The following is a 25,135-nucleotide window of genomic DNA, read 5'->3' as shown; positions in this document are numbered from 1 at the left end:
GCGGGTTCAATCTATGAAACTGAACCTTTCGGTGCCACGTATTGATGAATCCGGCAGCGCTGGCAGAGCGGCAATTGCACACTATCTTTCAAAGCAACGACGCCGTCAGGCCACGGATGCATGGCGTATTCCGTGGTGGTGGTGATTAAGTTTGTGCTGTAGAGCTTCTGCTTCTGCTTTGTTGCTAGCAGCTAATTTGCGGGTCTTTCCCGCGCGCGAAGGGGGGCGACACAAGACACAAACGAATCCCTGTTGAGGATCGTGCGCATGCGCCACAAAATGGCCTTTACAACGGCTACAAGGAGTCAATTGCAACATGCCACTGTCGAAAAAGCGGGCAAGCGTCCAGGCGCGAGTGAAATCGAGTACCGGTTCACCGCCTTGTTGCTGTACCTGCTCCAGATAAAGCCGATAACTTTTTATAACGGCAACAATCTGCTTACACTCTCCATGCGTAATCATAAAACGATAGATGTTGTAGAACATAGACGAATGAATATTAGACATCCATGTCATAAACCAATCGGTAGAGAACGGCAACAATCCCTTAGGGGGCGACATCCCTTTGATTTCTTTGTATAGTTTTATGAGCCGATCACGACTCAAGCTGGTCTCAGCCTCTAAAAACTGTAAGCGCGCACCAAGTTTGATCAAATCCATTGCCAGCTGAATTTCCTGTGCTTCAAGAATCACGCTTTTGCTAGCCATGAAGCACTTTCAGAGGCCAATAGTCATCAAAGCTTGCGTAAATTCCATCAAGTTGAAGTTTCATCAATGAATGCCTTCAACCTCTTGACTAGCCAACAGAATAGCGGCGTGTGCCTGCTGCAGACTGTTATCTTTGCCCTCGTGGGTTAATGACGACAAGATGGCGTGGTCATCGAAACGGAAGCGACATAACAATAAACTCGAAGCGGCAAGTTTAATCACTTGCGATAAAGACAAATCACTGATTAGCTCGGCTAACTCCTTTGACAACCCCAGACGGAACATTGCTGTTGCGCGGTCCTCCCTTAACAAGCGCTGTGCCAACAATAAATAAGATAAGTTTACTTCCCCGATTTCACTGCCAAGGCCACCCATTTAATTCCCCTAGACGACAACAACACTTCCATAAAACTGAAAAAAATATAACGTTTTATTTTAGTTCAACTTTCCACACGGCAATTATGAAATATATTTGACGCAAAAAGAGTCGGCACTCTTCTTAATCTAAATGAAATATTTGGGCTATCGCTTGTAGGAATTATTCCTACAAAAAGAATGATCACGATTTCACGATCAAGCCATGCAAACGAAATTGATCGCAGCAATGGCCTGATCGGATACACGGAGTGTGAAAAATGGGTCAGTTAGGTCAGGAAGTCAGCGACTAACCTGGGTATTGTGGACTTGCTCCGAAAAGGCGATGTGTCGGCGAAGATGTTCTAGCCCGATCTGAAGATGATTGCATCCTCTATCTAAATGTGTTGCGATTCCAAGCCGCGCCTGCGTTTCAATTTCTGTCGCCGATTGTGCGATTTGAACGCACCGCAATATCCCCGCCGCTCCCCTTATTCCATGAGCGACACTCGCGGCCTGATCCAATGCCCCGATGCGAAGGCTATTGCGGATGCATATTAATCCTTCCTCACCAAACTGCAGCAATTCAATTAGCAAATCCATCGGCATATCCGCTATTACCACACTGAGAGAGTTATACGACTCAGCTAAGGGCGACGGATCATTCGGCAATCTGGATCGCGCAAAAGAGTAACGCGTGGATGTACGGCGGTTGATCAATGGTGACAATGCATCCCGCAATTGTCGGCGACCAATCGGCTTAGTGATAATGGCCAGGCAATCTAGCCCACGTGATTTGGTCTTTAAAAAATCAAGAGACATTCCACTATATAGAATCATTGGTAGCGGTAATCGGACGGGAATAGACGCAAGTGCCGTACTATCCATAGCATCAGCTCCCGCCAGTTCCACTTCCCATTCCCGCACTCTATGAAGCAGTTGTACGCCCGTCATATCTTCCAGCACATAGTCCGTCACCATCGCTGAAGGCCAGGCTTGTTTATCAGCATGACGTTTGCGTAACCAGGACAGCGCCGCTGCGCCTGTCTCTACGACCTCGCTTTGCCAGCCCTCAGACGCCAGTTGCACTTGCAACAGGCGACGATTAATGGGATTGTCTTCGACGACAAGAATAAGGTAGGAACACATCGCGTGTCAGTGATTCACTGATGAAAAGACAAATGGCGGTCGTCGCAGCAACCGCTGCGGTTGCTGGTATGGCTGAAATAATAGTAACAGCGGTGATGCCCTCAGTAACAACATTTGTATAGTCTCATAATTACTTTCTTGAGTGAACCAGCAGCAGAATGCACTATTCCCTACATCATGCGATGTGTTACTGCGCCGATTTAAAAGTACTCCGGCATTACGCAAAATGAAGGCTGGTGACTAGCGTGAATCGATAGGAATGGTGAGTTCCACAACGGTACCAACACCTAACTGTGATTCGATACTGATAGCGCCACCAATAAGTTCTGCGAACTCCTTGGCGAGCGACAGTCCAAGCCCCAAGCCTTCGCCACGTTGCACTCTCACCGTATCTGTTTGGTAAAAATATTCAAACAAATGCGCCAAATCCTTTTTTTCTATACCAGAACCGGTATCTAGCACTTTGATCCGAATTTTTCCTTTCACCACAACGACTTCTAGCGAGACGCCCCCTTTTGCCGTAAATTTAATTGCGTTGTCTAACAAATTGTTTAGTATTTGTGAGAGTCGCATCCGATCACTAAAGAATTGTATTGGCAAATCTGTAGCCAGCAGCATGCCAAAACTCAAACTTTTCTTTTTTGCTGCCGGTTGGTGTACGGCGCAAATATAGTTAAAGAAAGTCACCGAATCAATAGACTCCCGAAATATCACCACCTTTCCAGCCTCAATTCTTGCCAGATCAAACAAAGTGTTCAACAAGCTATGAAGATGGACTGCACTTTGATGAATCAGATCGTTAAATTCTCGACTCAAATCATCCGTACTACCATCACGTACCAGCTCTGAATAACCTTGTATGCTAGTTAGTGGCGTCCGTAACTCGTGCACTACAGTGGCAAGAAAGCGTGATTTTCTCTTGGTTGCATCAACCGCGCGGCGCCGCATGATATCGTATTTTTTGACAACAAAATACTGTCGTTTAATCGTTCTATAAATAAAGAATACGAGGATTAATATCAATAAAGTCGGCACCAAAGCAAACGTGATGTAGTTAGTAATTTGATGCGTAAATTGCGAGGGAATTACCGCCGATTGCGCAAAAACGACCGATACCAAAATGGGATAAGGACCTAGTTTATAAACGATTGCGCGCGACGCCAACGGGTCTGCGGCAGGAAAACCATCACCCGCGTTTCTCGGATTATGAGATTGATCAATCGGCTTCACCATTGAAGCCCCATCTGTCAACACCGGCAGCCCTATGATGGAAGATAGTACAACTCGCTCAATCGCACTTTCGGCGTCCAGATTTACATGTCCAGGTTCAAATATTTCGCTATTACTGAGAGGCTCAGTATTGCGATAAAAATAGGACATCTGCTCAATAGGAAATCGTATCAGTGCAATACCGGCAAACTCGCCAGCTGGCGACAATAGGCGACGCGACATGGTCATCACCCATTGACTGGTTCCGGGTGTCTGATATGGTTTTCCTATTCTCAGGATATCTTCGCTGCTATCACGGTTCGCTATAAACAGTTCCTGCCGGCTCAGATCGACACCTTCCGCCATCTTTACTTTAGTCACTGTCGGAATCGCTGTTGATGCGACCACGTGTCCATTTTCACCAACAATCGCTAACTCGTTATAAAGACCGGCATATGCAGGAGCATAGCGCTGAGTTAAGGACCTTTGCGTTAAAGATGGTTGAGGAGGAATTTGCGAGGACGAGCGCGCCGACAATGCGCGCGCTGGTAAGTGATTTTCCTGGACCTGCGCCGATTGTGTAAATTTTTCACTACTAATGCCATAGTCCGCACGCACCTGTCTTAACATACGATCTCGTTCGTCAATCTCGTGGACGAGGTGCTTCACATAATGCCCAACCAATACCACCCTGTCGCGCTGGGCTTCATTAAGATCCCTATCAAATTCAAATCCGATTTGATAACCGGCATGCAGCCAGATATAACCGATCGTCACGACAACCATTATCACGATGACGTTGAGAAGTCGAAAATACCGGATTCCAGAAAAAATACTTCCAGTCTTGGTCTGATTGTACCGGTGTGATCGGCGAGGGTTGAATCGTTGCATTACGGTTGCCAGACTATCGGTTCAGATAAAATCATCGCTATAGCGAAATGAAAAAAGGATGTCGTGAAGTGGCGTCAATAAGGCGTTAATAAATGAGACTACGCACCATTCATATAATATAACCAGACTGACATCGATACTTCGGAATGGTCATGACCACACGCCGTTAAAACCTGATCATGTTGTCAGTTTCTGAATCATGCCAATTTCATCGGATGACATCAGCTTATCAATTTCCATCAAAATCAGGATACGCGCATCAACCGTACCCAATCCGATCAAATAGTCGGTATTGACCAGCATCCCCATTTGAGGCGCTGGCTTGATCTGTTCTGACGACAGGGTAATCACGTCAGAAACACTATCAACAACGATGCCCACAGCACGGTCGTAGAGACGTAAGATAATGACGACAGTAAACTGATCGTAGGCGTCCGCGTGAAGCCCGAACTTGATGCGCATATCAATAATCGGAGTAATAATTCCACGAAGATTGATGACCCCTTTTAAAAAATCAGGAGCATTGGCAATATGGGTGACGTTGTCGTAACCACGTAATTCTTGCACCTTTAAAATATCGATCCCGTACTCTTCCTTACCCAAAGTAAAAATCAAAAATTCACGTCCGACAGCTTCCTGCCGTGCAGCAGATTTTCGTGTATGAAACTGTGCCTGAGGTTGGTTTAGCATTTTGGCTGCGGTTATTGCGGTATGCGGCATAGACTTCATCCTTGTCAAATGTAAAGCATCATTTAGTTCACAGGGGTCTCGGCACCGACACGCGCATAACAATCACACTGGAACATCAAATATAAACACATCCACCGCATGCTGATACGGGGAAAAAGGCATGGAATAGAACTTAATTTGGACTATCAATCAGACTTAGTTCCCGCTCTAGACGACGTTAGCTGATAATCCAATCATTGTTGGCGGCGCCAGATTTATCTAAAGGCCGCACTGACGATGACTTAAAAGACCTCCGAAAGTGAATTATTAAAACTTGATATCTGCGATACCTTTCGGTTTAATCAAGCAAGCCATGCTTAATGACATATTGCGTTAGCTGCGCATTGGTACGAATACCCATTTTTTCAAATACCCGTGAGCGATACACGCTGACAGTTTTAGGGCTGATCGATAAAGTTTGGGCAATTTCAGTGCGTGTTTGTCCTGATGCGATCATCCGGACGGTTTGAAACTCACGATCAGAAAGCGTTTGATGCGGCATCAGGTCATCTTCATCGACAACGTGATTCGCCAGAGACTCTGCCATTCCCTCGGTAATATATTTTTTACCGCGAGCGACCACCCGAACAGCTTCAATAAGTTCGTCTGGTGCCTCATCTTTGGTCAGATAACAGGCAGCGCCAGCTTTCAGCGCACGCACTGCAAATTTTTCCGGACCGTGGCTACTGAGAACCATGATCCGTAACATGGGCTCACGTTTTTTGAGCAAATGCAAAATTTCGATACCATCTTTCCCCGGCATCGAAATATCGAGCAATAATACATCGCAAGGTTGTTCTCGCAATATCTGCGTTATACCGACATAGTCACTGGCCTCCCCAACCACTGTTATGCCCGGACTCGCACTCAAAATGTGCGCTAACCCTCTTCTGACAATCCGGTGATCATCTGCAATCACGACCCGGATTGATGAAACAACGTTCGTATTCATTACTTTTTGCCAGACAATGGCAACTCGCTATCGTGGATGGTGCAACGTTTATTTAAACAATTTACGTCACCAGTCCATCGATACCAAAGCACCTGTTGTGTTCAACTATAAATAAATTTCCAAAAAAAGGAAATTTCATTAGATTGCCGCAATCGTAGAGCACACTCCTTCAGCGAACATCCCGCATGTAAAGAGACTCGCTTTTTTTTGCGTCAGAATCTCTATTTGTGTTTAGATAACGTTATATCAATCCAGGCAAACGATTGCGCATGTCCCCACCACCCTTTATCGTTTGTCATTCGGCATCCCCTCCCTTACCGGGCCTCCCTTACCGGGCCTCCCTCAAGCCTATAGAGCCATGCCAGCAACTCCGCAATTGCATGATAAAGCTGGGGAGGAATCTTCTCATCCAGCGCAACATGCATTAATAAATTCAATAACTCCGGTGACGAATGAACGTATAGACCATGTTCTCGTGCGCGTTCCACTATCGCTTCAGCAGTAACGCCGTAACCTTTAGCCACAACAATTGGTGCCGACTCTTTGCCTGAGTAGGAGAGCGCTACCGCACTATGACGCTTCGCCACATCAAAAGCCTCCATACTCAACCTTTTTATTTGCCAGGCTTCTATCGCAACCTGCGTGCATTGCGCCGATTATGCTTAGACAAAATTCAATGATATTGTTTTAAACTGCACAAATGTTTCTCTATTATAATATTACAGTATCGGCGAGATTTATTCTGCTGGTTAGATTGTTTAAATAGTTTTAACGTTTTTTTACAACATTATCATCCTCAACATCCGCGCCCGTTGACTCTGAGGTTGATATCTGTAACGACGTCACATCCAGGCCACTAGCAATAAAACGACTACGCAAATCAGCAGTGTGATCGCGCAGCAGGTTAGCGTTTGTGTTATCGCCGACCACGATGTTGGTTTCAATGCTTTGTCCGGCCAAATGCAATCGTAACTCCAACGTTCCCAAAGAAGGCAGATTCAGCTTCAAATAGGTACTCCATCCAACTACCGCTGGATCAATCTGGGCATTTTGTGAATTGGGTTGATCTTTACGCTGCGTATGCTGTTGGTTCAACTCCCACTCCATAGACGCACCGGGCCATGCCTCGCCTTGCCAACGAAACACCGGAGACGCCAGAAAATTAAGTTGTTGACGGACCAACTCTGCCGCATCAGGACGCATTTCTGCGGTCATAGAATTAATAACAGACGTTTTATCATTTTGAGATATCGAGGGGGCCGAATTTTTCTCCGACAATAGTATGTCGTTCGCCCCATTGTCATCGCTGGAATCACTTTTTGAGGGATCTGTATCCTTTTGCGTATATTGCCCGCTGTAAGCTCTCAGCATGCTGGTACCCAACGTATTAGGTAGAGAAGGATTAGTCAATTGCTGTGGTACATGCGGCGCGATTGCCGAGGAGCGGTCAGTGGTGACGCCATGGTCAGATTCCATTATCCCTGTCGGATCCTGTGAACCGGAAGTCATCGAAAAACCGGATAAACGGCTGCTCGTAGTCGTGGCGAGTACAGAAGACATTCCCCTGGCCTGCTCGGCCCATAACGGCAAATCTGCACGCGTCCCATTCGCGCCAAATAACTCTGGACGGCTTTGCACCAGTGTGCCGAGTCGCGCCTGTGGCTCCTGCGCCATTTGTGCCAGTGAACGACGGCCGCTGGAATATTGCAACAGATGGGATTCGTAAAACAAGCCACTGTGGGATACCACTCTCGCCAAAACAGATGCCAGCAAGTGCAATGGCAAAGAGGCGCGACCATCTATCGGCATGGCCGGCAATAACGGCGCTTCTCCCTTAATGAAGACCGCTGAACCGGGACCATTTTGAGGGCCGCCCAAAATAGCACTAATAGCCCGCGCGGTGGCACTCAATGTGGGTGGCGTCTCAGCGGAATACAAAACCACATCTGCAGCGCCACGCATTGGCTGCAAACCTCGACCCAATTGCGTGTCCGTTGCAGCGCGGGAAGGAAGACGAAGGTCGTTGTTGACTGCGCCAGCATTGGTCACCGCGGTGGGCTCGGAAAGCTGCAACGCAGACTTGAGGGGAACCAGATCGAGGCGCTGCGTCAATGTCGTTGCCAGCAGCGTATCGACGATAGGTGTAATGCCACTCATACGACCAGACCAACGCTATCGACCATAGGCCTGATTGAGATTCTGCTGACGCCGTAGATTTCCCATCAGAATACCTAATCGTGCAACCTGCGGCGTCAGCAGATCGCGGATCTCGGCATCATCAGCCAATATTTGTCGGAGTAATAAGTATTTCTTTTCCAACTCAGACGGATCAAGTGGATAGCTCGACTCTATCGTTTTGAGATGATTAACATATCTTCTAAATTCCTCCTCCAGCGGTGGCATTGCGTCCCAATCACCAGCCCGAGCCAATGCCAGCATGCGGCCGGTGATGGGTTTAATTTGCTCGTAACAATGTATTACATCGCTTTGACATCTCATCGCATTCTCTTGTTGTGCTGCTCTATCGGTTCACTTTAGCGCAATGTTGAAACTAAACGGCGTGCTTGACTGAGTTGCCAGACGAGTACCCATTACTGAAATTTCCAGCGGTATCGTCGGGGCTTCTTTCAACTCTTCTTATTTGGATCAATTTCACGCCACGCTGAGCCAATATTTTCCAGTAAGCGAGCCGCCTCATCCAACAGCGCAGGATCGTTACGCAAGTTGGCGAACATCAAACGCTGCTTGATATAGTCATATAAAGCCGACAAATTCGCTACCAGTTCAGCGCCATCCTTACCGCCTATCTCAGCGTCAAGACTTGCCTTCAGGCCGTTATCTATAATATTAATCGCTTTAGAAATGGCATTGCCCTTGGCAACGATCTCTTTATTAACCATATGATGGCGTGCCATGTTAATAGCGGTCCTGGCACCATCAAACAGCAAGGTAATGAGGTGGTGTGGCGAGGCGCTCATAACGGCGCTTTCGACACCCATCTTTGCATAGGCCTGTGCGCCTGAATTGATCACCTTGGAACCTTGGGACGAGTACATGGCTATCTACCTTATTTCGTATTGTTGATTGCGTCGAACTGTTGGGTCAAATAGGTGCTTGTCGCATTTAGTTGGGTGACAATCAAATCCAACGCAGTGAACTGACTTTTATAGCGCGCCATCGTGTCGTCGATTTGCGCAGACATGACCTTGTATTGCTTGCTGAGATCATCCAGCGTCTTATTGACACCGGAAGTAGCCGCCGTCAACATCCCATCTGTAGCGTTAAAACCTTTCAACAATGACGTTAACTGCGTCCCCAAACCAGTGCCGCTATTGCCTGTGGTCCCGCTAAATAATTCTCCAACGCTATCCAGATTAGTGTTCAGTGCCTTACTCAATTTAACTGAATCGATGGACAACGTGCCATCGGTCTGAAGAGAAACACCAATTTGCGAGAGGGAGGCGAATCCACCTGTACTACCTCCAGTGACATTTTGCGGCGTAGTCAGTAATGAACGAATGCCGCTCTGTATTGAGCGTAAGACGGAGTCACCTGATAGTACAGCCCCAGTTTTGCTGGTCCCGTCATACGCAGTCAAGGTCGTAGCGGCTTTTTGTAAATTATTATAAGCAGTTACGAACGCCGTTACGGCTGTCGAGACAGCAGTGGTATCGCGCGCCACGGTAAGTGTCGTATTAGCTGCTGAAACAAGGGTCATGCTCACATCTGGAATCGCATCCGTCACCGTATTACTGGCGCTCGTAATAGCGATGCCATTGACGGTCAGTTTCGCATTCATGGCAGACACCGTCTCCTGCATATTTTGATTGCCACCACCCACATTTTGCGACAAAAGATTTTCCAATGCCGCATCACCAGTTACCGAAATCTGCATACTGGAAGTTTCACCAGTCGTATTTGATGTCAGTACCAAACGGTTTGGGTTAGTACCACCATCATTCACAATGGTCGCTGTTACTCCCAGCGTCGTACTCTTATTAATGGCGTCACGAATCCCTTCTAACGTATTACTGGAACTATCAATCGTCACCGAACCGGCAGCACGACTAGCATCTGCCGCGAACGTCGCATTACTATATTTGCCAGTCGATGGATCGAGCGTGCCGCCGGACACTTTCCCGAACTGAATCGTCACCGTGCCGTTACCAATCGACGTTTTAGCACTGGCCTGGCCGACAGCTGCCAGCGTTTGGGCTTGCGCCAATTGCGATACGTTAATAGCGTATGAACCGGCAGCGCCGTTCGCGCCCGCAACTGCCGTCAGCACACTGGCCGAACCTGAAGTCGCTTTCACTGTCTGATACAAAGCGGATGCAGCAAGCGCGCTGGACGCCGTCTGGAAATTATTCAGCAGACTACTCAACGTCCCGTAGGCTGACAATTTAGAGGTATAACTGACCGACTGCGCCTGCAACGCCTGAAGTGGAATCTGCTCAGCGGCCTTTAACTGATCCAGCAAAGGGCCAAGCTGAAGTCCAGACCCAATACCATCGGTAACAATCCCTGTCATGATAAATCTCCAAATTCTGTCATTTGCGTCGCTCTATTAACTTATGCAAAAGCTAATTAAGCGGTATAGATATTAGATTCGCGACTTACCGTTTTTTAGCGGCAATACTGCTAACCAAATTAAATCGATATGTCACGTGCAGCACTTCAACCATTCGCTAACCACTCACGCCTTTGACAATTAGCAAAAGCCAGACTGGTTAACGTAAGTAAGGGAAGCAGACAACACAAGCAGATAGGCAATCCAGGACTGTCTAAATGCTTGTTTATCGGATTCACGATCCAGCAACATAATCGATCACCCCACTGCCGTCAGCGAACTAATCGCTGACGGCAACTTCTGATAAATTTATTGCAACAACGACAGAACACTTTGCGTTGTCTTGTTCGCTTGCGACAACACCGAAGTACCGGCTTGTTGCAAGATTTGAGCGCGCGTCATGTTCGACACTTCAGTCGCGTAATTTGCATCTTCAATACGTGAACGTGAAGAAGACAAATTGACGATAGTTGTACCAAGGTTAGAGATCGTGGATGCAAAACGGTTTTGTACCGCACCCAATGAACTACGCAAACCGTCAACGTTCGACAGCGCAGCATCAATGACCGATAACGCGTTGGCGGTAGCAGTGCTGCCACTACCTTTATTTAACGTGAACTTATCAGCATGTGCAGAGTCGTTGTAGACCTGGTTAGAAGCGCTATCGGTGACAGTGCCATTGTCATGCACATACAATGTTGCAGCAGTATCAGTCGTTAGCGCACCATTCATATCAACATTCACTGCTTTGGTTGAAGCATCATCAGTGACTGCTACAGTACCAGCAGTATTTTTGACATCGTACTTAGTTCCAGCAAGCGTGATAGCCATCGTACTACCAACAGTAGCGCTGCTAGCACTAAGTTGCGAACTCAACGCTGAGTTGGATATATTGAGACCAGTAGATCCTACAGTAGCAGTGGCTACAGTCAGTGTGTATTTGGCTGCGCCTGAAGTGATTACACCACTTGTACCACCTGTCTTACTCATACTTTCAAGAATATCACCGGTACCCGTACCGCCATTGATATTCGCTTGCGGATCACTACCAGCATTAGTTTTTGACAGGTTTCCAGTTGCATCAAGATAAAGAACGGAACCATCATCGGCTGCCGTTAACTTACCACTTGAATCAATTTTGGCATCTTGTGAGGTACCACCAATTTTTACATTGATTGTTGTGAATGCGCCTGCAGCTGGCTTTAAATCCGTGCGTACTTTGGCAAGACTACGTGCCGTATCGGCAAAGTCAAAACTTGTACCGTTAGATTTATACGAAGCGGTTGGATTAACAGAATCCGTGACCGTGTCGCCACTTGCAATCTTGCCAAATACTGTCGACAGCGTCGCAGCGTCCGATGCGCCATATGCTTTGGTATACGCTGTCGTGCCGTTGGTAACAGTCCCAGCTGCGTAACCCGCTGCTTTTAAGTCTTTAACCGCTGCCGTTGAGTTCGCCGTTCCTGAGCCATCGACGTTAAAGCCGTTCATACCTAGCGCAGTGGTGTCCATCTTTTGCAAATTGATGTCAATGGTTTGACCATCGTTTGCACCAACCTGAATGGAGAGCGCTTTGTTTGAGGCTAATACTTTGACGCCATTGAAATCAGTTTGTGCCGATGTACGGTCAATTTCCGCCAAACGTTGGGTAATTTCATCCTGAATCGACTTCAGATCGCTGCCGGAGTTACTACCGTTAGCTGCCTGCACCGCCAGCTCACGAATCCGTTGCAAGTTATTGTTAACTTCGGTCAACGCGCCTTCAGTGGTTTGCGCTAGCGAGATACCATCGTTCGCGTTACGTGAGGCTTGGGTCAAACCGGTGATGTTTGCTGTGAAGCGGTTAGCAATTGCTTGACCTGCCGCATCATCTTTAGCGCTGTTAATCCGCAAACCGGACGATAGGCGCTCAATCGCGGTACTCAACGAAGACTGTGACTTGGTAAGGTTGTTTTGGGTCAGCAGCGAAAGGGAATTGGTGTTAATGACTGATGCCATGGTACGACTCCTATTTGCAAAATTGATGGATGCCGGCTACGTTGCCGTAACGTTGGACCTGTACATTGTGCAAGCCACCATTATGTGCAAGCCACCGTTAATCAGGTTATCGGCAATAGACATCTAAAACTGTAGGGTCGCTTCAAAAAAACCTCACACACTTAGGAAAACGCCACACGCTCAGGTTAGCCACCTAATCTATCAAGCAGGCAAATTCATAATCTCTTGATAAGCACTTACCACTTTATTGCGAACTTGTAGTCCCATTTGAAAGCCTACATTGGCTTTTTGCAAATCCACCATGACGTCATTGAGCGCAACTCCCGGTTTGCCTAGTTCGAACGACTCCGCCTGACCCATCGCGTGCGTTTGCGCATTGCTAATACGCTCCAATGATTTTTTCATTTCACCTGCAAAGCCACCACCAATCGACTCCCCAACAGGATTAGCGGCACTAGACGAAGACGCTCCCGCAACTTGCGCGGTAGCCCGTAATTGCTGCAAAACCGACTCAATTGCCGCTATCGCCATGTTGCTCTCCTCTATTGTTGGGCACATTCATCCACCTAGCATCCCGAAGTGATGAAGCGTACCAGCTATGCCAATCAGGCAAAGCGCCAAGTGATGGCAAAAATCAATCCTATTCCACTGATCAAAAGCCTCTCAAGGCGTCGACAATTGTTAAAGTCGTACAGGCTGTCCGCACAGATTAGTAGTGGCAGCGCATTTTGCATCGATGCTGAATCGATACAAAAACCGGAACACGTTCTCAAAAATGAGGAAATCTGCTTTTTATCACCTAAGCAGAAGCGACAAAAAAACGGCAAAAAAACGGTAAAGAAACGACAAGTGAACGAAAAAAACATATTGCATTTTTTTACATCGAAACTAGCGCAGCTTCGATCTTTATTGACGCCCACCGCGTTTAATTCCGGAGGCTACGAATGAGCGTAGCTTCGACTGGCGCTAAAGAAAATGCAGCAGATACAAATAAATTTTCATTATTAGAACAGCTGCGTGCTAATCCCAAGTTACCAATAATTATTGGCGGCGCGGCGGTGATTGCCGCGATTGTCGCCCTTTGGCTGTGGACGCGTGCGCCCGATTATCGCGTACTGTTTAGCAATCTGTCAGACCGTGACGGCGGCGCCATCATCGCTTCATTGCAGCAAATGAATATCCCTTACAAATTTGCAGACGGCGGTGGCGCTGTCTTGGTCGCATCCGATCAAGTCTACGACGCGCGTCTCAAACTGGCCTCGCAAGGGCTGCCAAAAGGCGGTTCGGTTGGGTTCGAATTGATGGATAATCAAAAATTCGGCGTCAGTCAGTTTGCTGAGCAGGTTAACTATCAACGCGCATTAGAAGGTGAAATTGCCCATTCGATAGAGTCCATCTCTTCCGTCGCTACCGCGCGAATTCATCTCGCCATTCCTAAACCATCGTTATTTGTCCGTGATCAGCAAAAGCCAAGCGCCGCAGTGATCCTGACACTACATCGCGGGCGCGCAATTGATGAGGGCCAGGTGAGCGCCATTGCTCACTTGATTTCCAGCAGTGTGCCGGACTTGAACGCGAATAACGTCACGGTAGTCGATCAAGCAGGAAATCTACTTTCGGTGCCAAGCGCAGGCAATCGCGGGCTGGACGCGAGCCAACTCAAGTTTTCTCAGGAAATAGAGCAAAGCTATATTCGTCGCATAGAAGCAATTTTGCAACCAATTGTCGGCTCTGGAAATGTGAAGGCCCAAGTTGTGGCCGACATTGACTTTGCAACAGTCGAAAATACCGACGAAAAATATCGCCCAAATCAAGATCCGGAAAAAGCAGCAATCCGCAGTCAGCAATCGAGTGACTCTAATCAACAGGGCGCCACTCCGGCAGGCGGCGTTCCCGGCGCTTTATCGAATCAACCGCCACTCAACCCAACAGCACCGATTGTCACCGCAGCCGCCAACCGACCATTGCCGGGCGCAACGGCCGCCGCCGGTGGTCAATCAACCACGCAGGCAAGCGCAAATCCAATCGGCGCAGCCAATCGGCCTGCAAGTACTGGCGGTTCCAGCAACGTACGCCGCGATGTCACTACCAACTATGAGGTTGACCGCTCAATTCGTCATGTTCAGCAGAGCGCTGGCGGGATCAAACGATTGTCGGTTGCTGTTGTCGTCAATTACCGTGGCATTCGCAATGCTCAGGGAAAAATAGCTGCACAAGCGATTCCGCCAGCTGAACTAGAACAAGTGCGCAATCTCGTCAGGGAAGCAATGGGTTTCAACACTGAGCGTGGCGATTCGCTCAATGTTGTCAATAGCCAGTTTGTTTCCTCCGAGATTGTAGAACCGGTATTGCCATGGTGGCAGCAACCTGAAAATATCGCTCTGGGGAAGACATTGGGCCAATACCTGCTCATTGCTGTACTTGGCCTCTGGTTGTGGTTTGGCGTGCTACGGCCATTATTGCGCAAATATCTGGCACCACCATTAGAAGTACCGCAGGCATTGCCAATCAATGCTGAGCCGGCCGAAGACATCCCGGCAGAAACTGTCTCCTTGAGTGCGGAAGCCCAAGTGCGTGCCAACATGCGTCATCAGGAAAATCTGACGCATGCCAAAGCTCTTTCAGAAAAAGATCCAAAGTTGGTGGCGATGGTGATTAAAAATTGGATGGACTCAGGGAAGAACGCCAATGGATAACGAGGGAATCAAAAAAAGCGCAATCCTCCTGTTATCACTCGGCGAGGATGGCGCCGCCAATGTATTTAAACATATGACACCGCAGGCTGTGCAGGCGCTGTGTGTAGTTATGTCCCAATTGCGTAACGTAAAGCGCGATCACATTTCAACGGTACTCGACGAATTTCGGGTAGAGACCGAGCAATTCTCGGCCATCAGTCTGGATTCAAGTAGCTATATCCGTGCCGTTCTGAATAAAGCGGTCGGCGGCGATCGTGCCTCCGACCTAATGGAAGACATTCTCAATTCGGCCGACCATACGCGTGGTATCGAAAGCCTGAACTGGCTCGAAGCGACTGAAGTCGCCGAACTGATTCGCGACGAACACCCGCAAATTATCGCCACCATGATGGTGCATCTGGAGCGCAGCAAGGCATCCAAAGTATTGGAATTACTCGACGAACGTCTGCGTCATGATGTGGTTCTCCGGATTGCTACTTTTGGTGGTGTACAACCTGCTGCATTGAATGAACTAACCGAAGTATTGTCTGGTCTGCTTTCCGGACATGGCACAAAACGCAGTCGACTTGGCGGTGTCCGCGCAGCCGCAGAAATGCTTAATTTAATGAGTAGTGCGCAGGAAGAGTCGGTCATTCAACACGTACGGAATTACGATGACGATTTGGCACAACGCATTGTTGACGAGATGTTCCTGTTCGAAAACCTGCTGGAAATCGACGACCGCGGCATTCAAATGCTGTTGAAAGAAATCGAATCGGAAACACTCATCATCGCTCTCAAAGGTGCACCGCAGGAATTACGCGACAAATTCCTCAACAATATGTCACAACGCGCTGCAGAAATGTTACGTGACGATTTAGAACTACGTGGGCCGGTACGTGTGTCTCAAGTAGAAACCCATCAGAAAGTGATTCTACAAATTGTCCGGCGCTTAGCTGATTCTGGTGAAATTATCATGGGCGGGCAAGGCGATGACGCGTTTGTCTGATCTCGATCATAAGTCAGCACCACCGAAGTCGCTTGCCAAGCGACCCACCGCCTTAAAGTCCAAAGAGTCTTTAAGCGCGTGGGAACGTTGGGAAATGGGATCATTCCAGACAACCGGACCTGCCGCACCTCCACCCGGCAGCGCCAGTCAAGACCTTTCGGCTAATGAAGAACCTACTCTAAAACAACTCCAACCCGTGCTTCTGATTGATGAGGCCGAACTGACACGACTGCGGACCGAAGCAGTTCAGGCGGGCCAGGAAGAAGGCCTTAAGTTAGGTTACCTCGAAGGTCAAAAGCAAGGCTATGCCGACGCTATTGCCCTGGGCGAAAGTGAAGCAAGCCAATTGCGTGTGCTCACGGCTTCGCTATCAAGCGCCTTACGCAATGTAGATAAAGAAATCGCCGATGATCTGATAACGCTGGCGCTGGACATTGCGCGACAATTGGTTTTAAGGGAACTCGCGACTGATCCAGAATTGATTCTGATAGCAGTCCGGTCGCTATTGCAAACTGAGCCTGCCCTGAGTGGCAACCCCCGACTTTTACTGCATCCGGAAGATTTGACGCTGGTCAAACAATATCTGTCTGATGACCTGCAAACCGCGGGCTGGTTGCTGCGCGCTGATCCCAGTCTGAACCGCGGCGGATGTAGAGTGCATGCGACCAGCGGTGAAATCGACGCCACACTAGAAACACGCTGGCACCGGATAACGACTGCACTTGGTCGCAGCGAAAAAAATCTTAATCATTCGCCATGATTAAAATGAACCTCCACGAAACCGATAACTACGCCGATACCGATCTTGCCGCCTCGGCGGCGACCAACGCCCATCTTCAAACCTGGCGGCGGAGTCTTGGTAGTGCCAGTATCGATATTGCTCGCAGCACACCAATCCGCACTTACGGTCGGCTGACGCGCGCCGTCGGTTTGGTGTTGGAAGCGGTCGGATTACGTTTGCCGGTCGGCAGTGATTGCCTGATCGAATTGCCTCAAGGTTATTCCCAACGTACCACCGAAGCCGAAGTCGTCGGCTTTGCCGGTGACCGTACCTTTTTGATGCCACGGAGTGAAGTCGCTGGCTTGATACCCGGTGCACGCGTCTATCCAATGACGGCAGCACCCTCCTCGTTGATAGCAAACGATGCTGAATCAGGCCATATTGATGAGCCAATAATACAGAACGGTGCCAAGCGTTTGCCAGTCGGTTCGGGCATGCTGGGACGTGTGGTCGATGCTATGGGACGTCCACTGGATGACTTAGGGCCGCTCAATTTTTCCCGTGAAGTGCCACTTTCTGCTGCGCCAATCAATCCATTGACCCGCGCGCCGATTGACTCAGTGCTGGATGTCGGTGTACGCGCCATCAATGCTTTACTGACAGTCGGGCGCGGTCAGCGCATGGGCTTATTTGCCGGCTCCGGCGTCGGTAAAAGCGTATTGCTCGGCATGATGGCGCGCTATACGAGCGCTGACGTAATAGTGGTTGGCTTGATCGGCGAACGCGGCCGCGAAGTAAAAGATTTTATAGAAAACACGCTCGGCGCAGAAGGAATGGCGCGTGCAGTAGTCGTTGCCGCACCAGCAGACACATCGCCATTACTCCGTCTGCAAGGGGCCGCTTATGCAACTTGTCTGGCTGAATTTTTCCGCGATCAAGGCAAAGATGTATTACTGATCATGGACTCACTGACGCGCTATGCTATGGCACAGCGTGAAATTGCGTTAGCGGTCGGCGAACCACCCGCGACTAAGGGGTATCCACCATCGGTATTTGCCAAGTTGCCAGCATTGGTTGAAAGAGCCGGTAACGGTGCACGCGACGCCAGTGGACAAGGTGGATCGATTACCGCTTTTTATACAGTGCTGACAGAAGGCGATGACCAGCAAGATCCCATCGCTGACGCCGCCCGTGCCATTCTGGATGGTCACATCGTCCTATCGCGCAGCCTGGCTGAAGCGGGCCACTATCCTGCAATTGATATCGAGGCATCCATTAGCCGCGCCATGACCGCATTGATCACGCCACTACAATTTGCATCGGTTCGGCACTTCAAGCAAATGCTATCGCGCTACCAACGTAATCGTGATTTGATCAGTGTCGGTGCATATGCCGCCGGTAATGACCTGCAATTGGATAAGGCCATCGCACACTATCCTGAAATCGAAGCATTTTTACAGCAGGAGATGGATGAACGTACCGGTGTCGAAGAGTCACTGGCCCGATTAAATGCCATCTTTTCCCGGTCCTGACCCGATCTGAAAGAAGCCCATGTCCAATACTTTACCGCTCGCCATGTTAATTGAACTGGCTCAAAATAAAACCGACGAATCTACTCGTCGACTCGGCCAACTACAAAATGCCCACACCAGCGCAGCGCAAAAATTGGCGTTGCTACTGGAATATCGACAAGAGTATTACGATAAGCTGCAAGCCCAAATGCGCGATGGCGTGCCGTCGGCGCGGTGGCGTAACTTTCAGCATTTCATCGGAACATTAGACGGTGCTATCGACCAGCAAAGTGCGATTGCCGCGCAAGCGGATACGCGCTTGTCGAATGGCCGTATCGACTGGCAACAGAACAAACGTCGTTTGTCATCATTCGGCACCTTAGCCGAACGCAATCGACAACGACAACTTGGCATAATCAACAAGCGTGAACAACGCGATAGCGACGAACATGCCGCCCGACAATTCCAGTTGCGTACCGCGACGGACTAATTTTTAAGGAACTCTCATGTCTCTCGCTCTTGCGGCCATCGCCGTTACTCAAAGTAATTTCGTTAGTGACAGTTCTTCGATTAAAAATATCGACCAAAATGCAGCGCATAGTTTTGGGAAAGAATTCGATCAGTCTCTTGAAAAGAGTCGGTCCGCCAGCAAGGACACAGACCCGAGCGCAGAAAAGACATCGGATCAACCGCTGAAAAAACACCTTGAACTTACGAGCCTCGATCAAACAACATCACCAGATCAAACGCCATCATTAGGGCTCGCCCTGATGGAGATCAGTGAAAAGCCCGCTGTAACGGCAAAAGGTGTTACAACCGATGTCCCGTCCAACCCTCTCAACACTCTTCCATCGGCGGCAGATACACAATTGCGAGATGCGATGGCGACGACCAACAATAGCAACCGCCATCATTCTCACGCTACTACCAAAGAGTTCAGTACAGATAACGATCAGGTTAGTGATCAAACTCACTACGGCACTGCTGCTGAGTCAGCCCTCAGCAAGAGCAATGTGAGTATTGATCAAAGGTTGTTTGGCCAATCGACGGAACACAGGCAAACCGCGTTAAATGATAGCAAGACAGCAAACACGGAAGACAAGATAGCCTCGCCCGCTGAAAAAACGCATGCACAGAATATCCTTGCAAATGGGACTGGATTCCAACAGCAATTTGATAAAGGTAACGACCAAAGCCGTAAAGATGAGCAATCCAGTGCAAAGCATGCGCTGGCAACGGCAACATCCAAGACAATCGCAGGAGATCTTGCAGCCAACACAAGCCCTATTTTGGATCAGTTTAATATTGCAGGATCAGCTGCAATGATACCGGTTGTGCATTCTTCGCCGTTATCGCCAAATATGAATAACCTCGACACGAACCTGACCAATCCTGTGCAACTGCACCTCGGTCCTTCGGTCGCCAGCGGTGATTGGGGTACGGCGTTAGGAAAACAAGTGGTATGGATGGGCAACAATAACCAACCCGTCGCCGAACTACATTTGAACCCGCCAGACTTAGGTCCATTAAAAGTGACGCTGACTTTCAATGACAATCAGGCACAAGCGCAGTTCATATCAGCCCATCAATCAGTACGGGCAGCCATCGAAGCAGCGTTGCCGCAGTTGCGTAGTTCACTTGCGGAAAATGGTATTAATCTAAGCAATACGTCAGTCAGCGCCGATGCACAACAACAGCAACAACAGCAACAAAGCGCCTTTACACAACATGACGGAAAGCAATCCGGCCAGCGCAACCACGGAAGCACAGAATCAGGATTGTTGGCGCAGTCGAAGACAAACCAGAACCTGACCGTTCAACCATTGCGCCCTCAAAGCAGCCGTGGCGTTGATACATTTGTATGAGGCGGTAGCACCAAGCAGTGATATCAAGTGTTTTTTTTAACAATGAACACTCCAGAAACTGTACGTCGATATTTTCCTGCTTGCGGTAACAATTTCTTCAGCATGTTTATCACAATCAATTGGGCCTAAGTGGGACAAGGTTTATTTCGAGCAAACAGCTAATAGTCGAAGCGCTGAGTTGAAGTAATTTATCCCTTTTGATTAGCAGATAGTTTCTGGCGCTTATCGCCAACAATGAACGTCAGAATTTTATGCAGGCATATGATGGCGACCATTATTACCAAACCAACGGCAATATCGAAAAAAGCCAAGGTTGTTTTCTCCGTAACGCTATTGCTCGTCGCGGCCATTACTGGCGCTATTGCCTATTATATAGGCAGCATTAATAACGTCGCTCGCACCAATCTGAGTACGCCGCAAGAAGTCAAAATTGAAGCACCCATTTTTGTTGCGTTAGAGCCATTCACAGTCAATTTGCGCTCGGATGAGCGTGAGCGCTTTCTTCATATCGGCATCACGCTAAAAGTCGCAGATGCGGGATCACAGAGCACAATTGCACAGTATTTACCTGAGGCCCGCAGTCGGGTTTTGTTGATGCTAGCGGATCGAACACCAGATTCTCTGATCACGGCAGACGACAAAAAACAACTATCCGTCGAAATTCTTAAGACGCTCAGCAAGCCTCTTTCAGCTGACAAGCTGACACAGCGGATAACCGACGTTCTGTTTACTTCGTTCGTGGTGCAATGACATTCTGATATAGAGATATTAAATCAAGGCGATTAAAAAATATGAAGCCAAAGCGCCCCAATGGACGATCAAATAGATGTGGCCATTGAAGATGAATAATTAGCGAAAACAGCAGACTTTTAATAAAGTGCAATAGTAATGATGAGATTATTCAATGGCTTATGAACAGCTACTGTCTCAAGATGAGGTAGACGCTTTACTACAAGGCGTCGCTGGTGATTCTGAGAACACACCGCTGCCACCCATTGCACCGGGCAGCGTCCAGTCTTACAACCTGGGGACCCAGGAGCGTATCGTACGCGGCCGCCTCCATACACTTGAAATTATCAATGAACGCTTCGCACGCCAATTGCGCAGAGGATTGTTCAACTTCATGCGTCGCACTGCTGATATTTCTGTGGGAGCGGTAAATATTCAGAAGTACAGTGAGTTTGTCCGGCATTTACCCGTTCCAGCGAATATCAATCTGGTGCACATGAAGCCGTTACGCGGCACGGCACTTTTCGTCTTCGACCCTAATCTGGTATTTTTGGTAGTCGATAATCTGTTCGGTGGCGAAGGTCGCTTTCATATGCGGGTTGAAGGGCGCGATTTCACACAAACCGAGCACCGGATCATCCGACGTTTGCTGGATCTGGCGCTGGAAAGCTACCGCGCTGCTTTTAAACCCGTCTATCCCATCGAATTTGAATATATTCGTGCAGAGATGCATACCAAGTTTGCCAATATTGCGACTCCGAATGAAGTCGTAGTCAATACAACGTTCCACATCGAATTCGGCCCGATTGGCGGTGCGCTTCACGTCTGTATTCCGTATTCGATGATTGAGCCAATTCGTGATCTGCTCTCCAATCCGTTACAGGACGAAGTGGAAATAGACAAGCGATGGGTGAAGCAACTATCGCAACAAGTGCAAAGTGCAGACGTCAAGCTAAAAGCCGATTTCATCACCCTGCCCTCAACTATCGGCCAGCTATTGCAACTAAAAGTAGGCGACGTTTTGCCGATCGATATGCCAGAAACGATTCTGGCAAAGGTTGACAATGTTCCTGTGATGGAATGTGGCTACGGTACATCAAATGGCCGCTACGCATTGCGTGTAAAGAAAATGATTAATCACCGCGAAAGCGATGCAAGTAAGGGGAACGACAATGAGTGATGACAAGCAATCGGACAAAACCAACAATGCGGCCGATGACTGGGCCAGTGCGCTGGCGGAACAAACCATGGGATCATCACCAACGGCACCCGTTCCGATGACCACAGCAGAAAAGACTGAAAGCACAGCCAACGTATTCCAGCCTTTACGCGGCGAAGGCGTGGGCGTCGATGTTCCCAAAGCAGATATCGATATGATTCTCGATATTCCGGTACAACTGACTGCCGAGCTGGGTCGCACCCGCATTACCATCAAGAATTTGCTACAACTAGCGCAAGGCTCAATAGTCGAGTTGGATGGGCTCGCCGGTGAACCTATGGATGTGTTAATTAACGGCTATTTAATTGCGCAAGGTGAAGTCGTTGTCGTGAACGAAAAATTTGGTATTCGTCTGACCGATATCATTACACCGTCTGAACGCATTCATAAACTGAATCGATAATGTTGTCGTCTACCTCTGCGAAGCGATTGATCGCGATTTTATGCATGCTGCTGACCGTACCGGCGCTAGCCAACGCATCGTCAGCATCTAATACAATCGGAACGCCTTTAGCATCAACAGTTAGTGCAGCATCTGCGCCGGCATTCGCTGCGGCCTCGGGAGCTGGCGTGGCCGGCTCTCCGTCTTGGGGCGCTGCGGGATTACTGCAAGCTGCTTTCGGTTTGATTGTAGTCCTCGCCCTGATTTTTTTATGCGCATGGGTGGCGCGTCGTCTGGGTATGCAACGTCAAGGCAACGGCAGCCTGCTCAAAGTAGTCAGTAGCACAATGGTCGGCCAGCGCGAACGGGTTGTGATTGTCGAAGTCGCTGGCACGTGGGTCATACTTGGCGTCACGCCGGGACGAATCAATGCGCTACATACCATGTCCGCTGAAGCGACGACTGAATCAGTTGTATCGGCTGGGTCGGCTTTATCAAATAAGCCATTTGGTAGCGGGCTTGCCGCCAGCTTTGCGCAAAAGCTACAAAAATCGATGCTAGGCCAACAAACAATGAGCCAGTTCAACACCAAGCCAGCAGAAAATTCAAAGTCCGACTAATGTCAGCACCAAACCTATTTCGTCAAGACACCGGTGTCCGCCTTACGGTTGCCGCCCTGATTCTATTTTTTGCCTTAATGCCTGCGCTTGCCAGTGCACAAGGAATTCCGGGCATCACCACCACACCAGGTCCTGGAGGCGGCCAAACCTGGTCGCTGAGTGTCCAGACGATGCTGCTGCTGACATCGCTGTCGTTCCTGCCCGCAATTTTACTGACCATGACGGGCTTCACTCGCATCATCATCGTGCTCGGATTATTACGGACGGCCATCGGTGCACAGTCCTCGCCACCAAATCAAATATTGGTTGGATTAGCACTCTTTCTGACCTTCTTTGTCATGTCTCCGGTATTCGATAAAGCTTATACCGACGGTTACAAACCTTTCTCTGAAAATAAAATCACCGCAGAGCAAGCACTCGAAAGAGGTGTTCAACCGTTTAAACAATTCATGCTAAAACAAACCCGCGAAGCCGATCTGGCCTTGTTTGCCAGATTAGCCAATACCGGTCCAATGCAAGGTCCAGAGGAAGTGTCGCTCAGGATTTTGGTACCGGCATTTGTCATCAGTGAGTTAAAAACGGCATTCCAGATCGGCTTCACCATCTTCATCCCTTTTTTGATCGTCGATCTGGTCGTCGCCAGTGTCCTGATGTCAATGGGGATGATGATGGTGCCGCCCGCCACCATCGCGTTACCATTCAAACTCATGCTATTCGTATTGGTTGATGGCTGGCATTTGTTGGTCGGCGCTCTGGCCCAAAGTTTTTATACCTAGAGCACATCTTTTTTATTCCCGTTTATTGCCTATCCAAAATGACTCCTGAAACAGTAATGGCCCTTGGCTATCAAGCCATGAAAATCACCTTGTTACTAGGTGCTCCGCTACTATTGGTCGCGCTCATCACCGGCCTTATTATCAGCCTGTTCCAGGCGGCGACCCAGATCAACGAGATGACGCTCTCGTTCATTCCAAAGCTACTTGCGGTATTCGCCACTCTGGTTATTGCTGGTCCATGGATGCTCAATATCATTCTCGACTACATGCGTCAGTTGTTCTCCGGCATTCCACAACTGGTTGGCTAATGCAGCCAGCTCTATCCGTCACATCTGCACAGCTAACCTTTTGGATAGCGGCATTTTTATGGCCGTTTGTAAGGATGTTAGCGCTAATTAGCACGGCCCCAATATTTGGTGAAGCGATCGTCCAACGCCCACTGAAGGTCGGACTGGCAGCGCTGCTGGCAATGGCGATAGGCCCTACTCTCGGTCCGATGCCGAACGTTCCATTAGTATCTGCTGGCGGTGTCTGGATTTTGATGCAGCAGGTAATAATCGGTGGCGCGATGGGATTTTGCATGAAAATGGTATTTGCAGCGGTGCAGTCAGCGGGCGATTACGCAGGCCTGCAAATGGGCTTATCGTTCGCTTCCTTTTTCGATCCGACCAGCGGCGGCAATACCATGGTCTTGTCGCGGCTTCTTAACATGTTAGCTATGTTGATTTTTTTGGCACTGGACGGTCATCTGATGGTGATCGCTACATTGGCGGAAAGTTTTCATATCTTGCCAATTTCTGATGCGCCACTCAGTGCAAATGGTTGGTATGTTTTAGTTCTCGCAGGGGCGAATGTGTTCTCTGCCGGACTGATGTTGGCGTTACCGTTAATTGCTGCATTGCTGACGTTAAATCTGGCAATGGGGATTCTCAATCGGGCATCGCCTCAGTTGAGTATTTTTGCGGTAGGGTTTCCTTTGACGTTGCTTGGTGGGATAGTGGTTTTGCAGATGTTGATTCCGCACTTGGGGGTGTTTCTTGAGCGGGAATTTGCTTGGGGGATGGGGAC

26 protein-coding genes are annotated in these 25,135 nt (G+C 48.8%); 13 read left to right on the top strand and 13 right to left on the bottom strand.

The window, feature by feature from the left end; all coding sequences use genetic code 11:
- Positions 1–105: 105 nt before the first annotated feature.
- The 13 genes from flhC to fliE form a co-directional block, all read right to left on the bottom strand.
- Entirely contained in the window at positions 106–708 is a 603-nt protein-coding gene (gene flhC / locus QN379_RS17055; RefSeq protein ID WP_322238193.1) for a flagellar transcriptional regulator FlhC, read from the bottom strand.
- Between the two features lie 63 nt (positions 709–771).
- On the bottom strand, positions 772–1,083 hold the full coding sequence (gene flhD / locus QN379_RS17050; RefSeq protein ID WP_322238191.1) for a flagellar transcriptional regulator FlhD: 312 nt from the start codon (positions 1,081–1,083) through the stop codon (positions 772–774).
- Between the two features lie 282 nt (positions 1,084–1,365).
- Entirely contained in the window at positions 1,366–2,211 is an 846-nt protein-coding gene (locus tag QN379_RS17045; protein WP_323507155.1) for a response regulator, read from the bottom strand.
- A gap of 240 nt (positions 2,212–2,451) precedes the next feature.
- On the bottom strand, positions 2,452–4,311 hold the full coding sequence (locus QN379_RS17040; RefSeq protein WP_323507154.1) for an ATP-binding protein: 1,860 nt from the start codon (positions 4,309–4,311) through the stop codon (positions 2,452–2,454).
- 177 nt (positions 4,312–4,488) lie between these two features.
- Positions 4,489–5,001 carry a chemotaxis protein CheW gene (locus tag QN379_RS17035; RefSeq protein WP_323507153.1) on the bottom strand — a complete coding sequence of 171 codons (513 nt, stop codon included), beginning with the start codon at positions 4,999–5,001 and terminating at the stop codon, positions 4,489–4,491.
- Positions 5,002–5,338: 337 nt separating this feature from the next.
- The gene (locus QN379_RS17030; protein WP_323507152.1) at positions 5,339–5,992 is read right to left on the bottom strand and encodes a response regulator transcription factor; all 654 of its coding nucleotides are present in this window, start codon (positions 5,990–5,992) and stop codon (positions 5,339–5,341) included.
- A gap of 314 nt (positions 5,993–6,306) precedes the next feature.
- A complete protein-coding gene (locus QN379_RS17025; RefSeq protein WP_322240638.1) occupies positions 6,307–6,594 on the bottom strand; it encodes an EscU/YscU/HrcU family type III secretion system export apparatus switch protein in 288 nt (95 codons plus the stop codon).
- Between the two features lie 166 nt (positions 6,595–6,760).
- Positions 6,761–8,149, bottom strand: coding sequence for a flagellar hook-length control protein FliK (locus QN379_RS17020; protein WP_323507151.1), 1,389 nt, complete (start codon positions 8,147–8,149; stop codon positions 6,761–6,763).
- Positions 8,150–8,164: 15 nt separating this feature from the next.
- A complete protein-coding gene (locus QN379_RS17015) occupies positions 8,165–8,491 on the bottom strand; it encodes a flagellar protein FliT (RefSeq protein ID WP_322238179.1) in 327 nt (108 codons plus the stop codon).
- A 128-nt stretch (positions 8,492–8,619) separates the two neighbouring features.
- Complete coding sequence (fliS, locus tag QN379_RS17010; protein WP_322238177.1) at positions 8,620–9,048, bottom strand: flagellar export chaperone FliS; 429 nt, start codon at positions 9,046–9,048, stop codon at positions 8,620–8,622.
- Between the two features lie 11 nt (positions 9,049–9,059).
- A complete protein-coding gene (gene fliD, locus QN379_RS17005; protein WP_323507150.1) occupies positions 9,060–10,523 on the bottom strand; it encodes a flagellar filament capping protein FliD in 1,464 nt (487 codons plus the stop codon).
- Between the two features lie 348 nt (positions 10,524–10,871).
- Positions 10,872–12,560: a flagellin gene (locus QN379_RS17000; RefSeq protein WP_322238172.1), complete on the bottom strand. Its 1,689-nt coding sequence runs from the start codon at positions 12,558–12,560 to the stop codon at positions 10,872–10,874.
- A gap of 201 nt (positions 12,561–12,761) precedes the next feature.
- Positions 12,762–13,091: a flagellar hook-basal body complex protein FliE gene (gene fliE, locus QN379_RS16995; RefSeq protein ID WP_322238170.1), complete on the bottom strand. Its 330-nt coding sequence runs from the start codon at positions 13,089–13,091 to the stop codon at positions 12,762–12,764.
- Positions 13,092–13,504: 413 nt separating this feature from the next.
- Here fliE and fliF point away from each other — a divergent pair, with 413 nt between their 5' ends.
- From fliF to fliR, 13 genes are all read left to right on the top strand, one after another.
- Complete coding sequence (fliF, locus tag QN379_RS16990; protein WP_323507149.1) at positions 13,505–15,256, top strand: flagellar basal-body MS-ring/collar protein FliF; 1,752 nt, start codon at positions 13,505–13,507, stop codon at positions 15,254–15,256.
- A complete protein-coding gene (gene fliG / locus QN379_RS16985) occupies positions 15,249–16,244 on the top strand; it encodes a flagellar motor switch protein FliG (RefSeq protein WP_322238167.1) in 996 nt (331 codons plus the stop codon). The genes fliF and fliG overlap by 8 nt, the downstream gene beginning before the upstream one ends.
- A complete protein-coding gene (fliH, locus tag QN379_RS16980; protein WP_323507148.1) occupies positions 16,228–17,004 on the top strand; it encodes a flagellar assembly protein FliH in 777 nt (258 codons plus the stop codon). Before fliG ends, fliH begins: the two co-directional genes overlap by 17 nt.
- A 5-nt stretch (positions 17,005–17,009) precedes the next feature.
- Positions 17,010–18,497: a flagellar protein export ATPase FliI gene (gene fliI / locus QN379_RS16975; protein ID WP_323507147.1), complete on the top strand. Its 1,488-nt coding sequence runs from the start codon at positions 17,010–17,012 to the stop codon at positions 18,495–18,497.
- A gap of 19 nt (positions 18,498–18,516) precedes the next feature.
- Positions 18,517–18,966: a flagellar export protein FliJ gene (gene fliJ / locus QN379_RS16970; RefSeq protein WP_322238161.1), complete on the top strand. Its 450-nt coding sequence runs from the start codon at positions 18,517–18,519 to the stop codon at positions 18,964–18,966.
- 16 nt (positions 18,967–18,982) lie between these two features.
- Positions 18,983–20,341: a flagellar hook-length control protein FliK gene (locus tag QN379_RS16965; RefSeq protein WP_323507146.1), complete on the top strand. Its 1,359-nt coding sequence runs from the start codon at positions 18,983–18,985 to the stop codon at positions 20,339–20,341.
- Between the two features lie 261 nt (positions 20,342–20,602).
- Positions 20,603–21,091 (top strand): flagellar basal body-associated protein FliL, encoded by a 489-nt coding sequence (gene fliL, locus QN379_RS16960; RefSeq protein ID WP_323507145.1) that lies wholly within the window; start codon positions 20,603–20,605, stop codon positions 21,089–21,091.
- A gap of 154 nt (positions 21,092–21,245) precedes the next feature.
- Complete coding sequence (gene fliM / locus QN379_RS16955) at positions 21,246–22,250, top strand: flagellar motor switch protein FliM (protein ID WP_322238154.1); 1,005 nt, start codon at positions 21,246–21,248, stop codon at positions 22,248–22,250.
- Complete coding sequence (fliN, locus tag QN379_RS16950; RefSeq protein ID WP_322238152.1) at positions 22,243–22,692, top strand: flagellar motor switch protein FliN; 450 nt, start codon at positions 22,243–22,245, stop codon at positions 22,690–22,692. The genes fliM and fliN overlap by 8 nt, the downstream gene beginning before the upstream one ends.
- Entirely contained in the window at positions 22,692–23,291 is a 600-nt protein-coding gene (gene fliO, locus QN379_RS16945) for a flagellar biosynthetic protein FliO (protein WP_323507144.1), read from the top strand. The genes fliN and fliO overlap by 1 nt, the downstream gene beginning before the upstream one ends.
- Entirely contained in the window at positions 23,291–24,067 is a 777-nt protein-coding gene (gene fliP, locus QN379_RS16940; RefSeq protein WP_322238148.1) for a flagellar type III secretion system pore protein FliP, read from the top strand. The genes fliO and fliP overlap by 1 nt, the downstream gene beginning before the upstream one ends.
- 38 nt (positions 24,068–24,105) lie before the next feature.
- Positions 24,106–24,375: a flagellar biosynthesis protein FliQ gene (gene fliQ, locus QN379_RS16935; protein WP_322238146.1), complete on the top strand. Its 270-nt coding sequence runs from the start codon at positions 24,106–24,108 to the stop codon at positions 24,373–24,375.
- Positions 24,375–25,135: flagellar biosynthetic protein FliR (gene fliR / locus QN379_RS16930; protein ID WP_323507143.1), on the top strand; the 761-nt coding region annotated here is incomplete at its 3' end. The genes fliQ and fliR, both read left to right, overlap by 1 nt.

It is taken from the genome of Glaciimonas sp. Gout2, assembly GCF_035018905.1.
Taxonomy (GTDB): Bacteria; Pseudomonadota; Gammaproteobacteria; order Burkholderiales; family Burkholderiaceae_D; genus Glaciimonas.
This window is presented reverse-complemented; position numbering and strand designations above follow the sequence as displayed.

Bases quoted from the DNA above. Each gene is read 5' to 3' on its own strand.
- flhC (WP_322238193.1), bottom strand. From the start codon at position 708: ATGGCTAGCAAAAGCGTGATTCTTGAAGCACAGGAAATTCAGCTGGCA.
- flhD (WP_322238191.1), bottom strand. From the start codon at position 1,083: ATGGGTGGCCTTGGCAGTGAAATCGGGGAAGTAAACTTATCTTATTTA.
- QN379_RS17045 (WP_323507155.1), bottom strand. From the start codon at position 2,211: ATGTGTTCCTACCTTATTCTTGTCGTCGAAGACAATCCCATTAATCGT.
- QN379_RS17040 (WP_323507154.1), bottom strand. From the start codon at position 4,311: ATGCAACGATTCAACCCTCGCCGATCACACCGGTACAATCAGACCAAG.
- QN379_RS17035 (WP_323507153.1), bottom strand. From the start codon at position 5,001: ATGCTAAACCAACCTCAGGCACAGTTTCATACACGAAAATCTGCTGCA.
- QN379_RS17030 (WP_323507152.1), bottom strand. From the start codon at position 5,992: ATGAATACGAACGTTGTTTCATCAATCCGGGTCGTGATTGCAGATGAT.
- QN379_RS17025 (WP_322240638.1), bottom strand. From the start codon at position 6,594: ATGGAGGCTTTTGATGTGGCGAAGCGTCATAGTGCGGTAGCGCTCTCC.
- QN379_RS17020 (WP_323507151.1), bottom strand. From the start codon at position 8,149: ATGAGTGGCATTACACCTATCGTCGATACGCTGCTGGCAACGACATTG.
- QN379_RS17015 (WP_322238179.1), bottom strand. From the start codon at position 8,491: ATGAGATGTCAAAGCGATGTAATACATTGTTACGAGCAAATTAAACCC.
- fliS (WP_322238177.1), bottom strand. From the start codon at position 9,048: ATGTACTCGTCCCAAGGTTCCAAGGTGATCAATTCAGGCGCACAGGCC.
- fliD (WP_323507150.1), bottom strand. From the start codon at position 10,523: ATGACAGGGATTGTTACCGATGGTATTGGGTCTGGACTTCAGCTTGGC.
- QN379_RS17000 (WP_322238172.1), bottom strand. From the start codon at position 12,560: ATGGCATCAGTCATTAACACCAATTCCCTTTCGCTGCTGACCCAAAAC.
- fliE (WP_322238170.1), bottom strand. From the start codon at position 13,091: ATGGCGATAGCGGCAATTGAGTCGGTTTTGCAGCAATTACGGGCTACC.
- fliF (WP_323507149.1), top strand. From the start codon at position 13,505: ATGAGCGTAGCTTCGACTGGCGCTAAAGAAAATGCAGCAGATACAAAT.
- fliG (WP_322238167.1), top strand. From the start codon at position 15,249: ATGGATAACGAGGGAATCAAAAAAAGCGCAATCCTCCTGTTATCACTC.
- fliH (WP_323507148.1), top strand. From the start codon at position 16,228: ATGACGCGTTTGTCTGATCTCGATCATAAGTCAGCACCACCGAAGTCG.
- fliI (WP_323507147.1), top strand. From the start codon at position 17,010: ATGAACCTCCACGAAACCGATAACTACGCCGATACCGATCTTGCCGCC.
- fliJ (WP_322238161.1), top strand. From the start codon at position 18,517: ATGTCCAATACTTTACCGCTCGCCATGTTAATTGAACTGGCTCAAAAT.
- QN379_RS16965 (WP_323507146.1), top strand. From the start codon at position 18,983: ATGTCTCTCGCTCTTGCGGCCATCGCCGTTACTCAAAGTAATTTCGTT.
- fliL (WP_323507145.1), top strand. From the start codon at position 20,603: ATGATGGCGACCATTATTACCAAACCAACGGCAATATCGAAAAAAGCC.
- fliM (WP_322238154.1), top strand. From the start codon at position 21,246: ATGGCTTATGAACAGCTACTGTCTCAAGATGAGGTAGACGCTTTACTA.
- fliN (WP_322238152.1), top strand. From the start codon at position 22,243: ATGAGTGATGACAAGCAATCGGACAAAACCAACAATGCGGCCGATGAC.
- fliO (WP_323507144.1), top strand. From the start codon at position 22,692: ATGTTGTCGTCTACCTCTGCGAAGCGATTGATCGCGATTTTATGCATG.
- fliP (WP_322238148.1), top strand. From the start codon at position 23,291: ATGTCAGCACCAAACCTATTTCGTCAAGACACCGGTGTCCGCCTTACG.
- fliQ (WP_322238146.1), top strand. From the start codon at position 24,106: ATGACTCCTGAAACAGTAATGGCCCTTGGCTATCAAGCCATGAAAATC.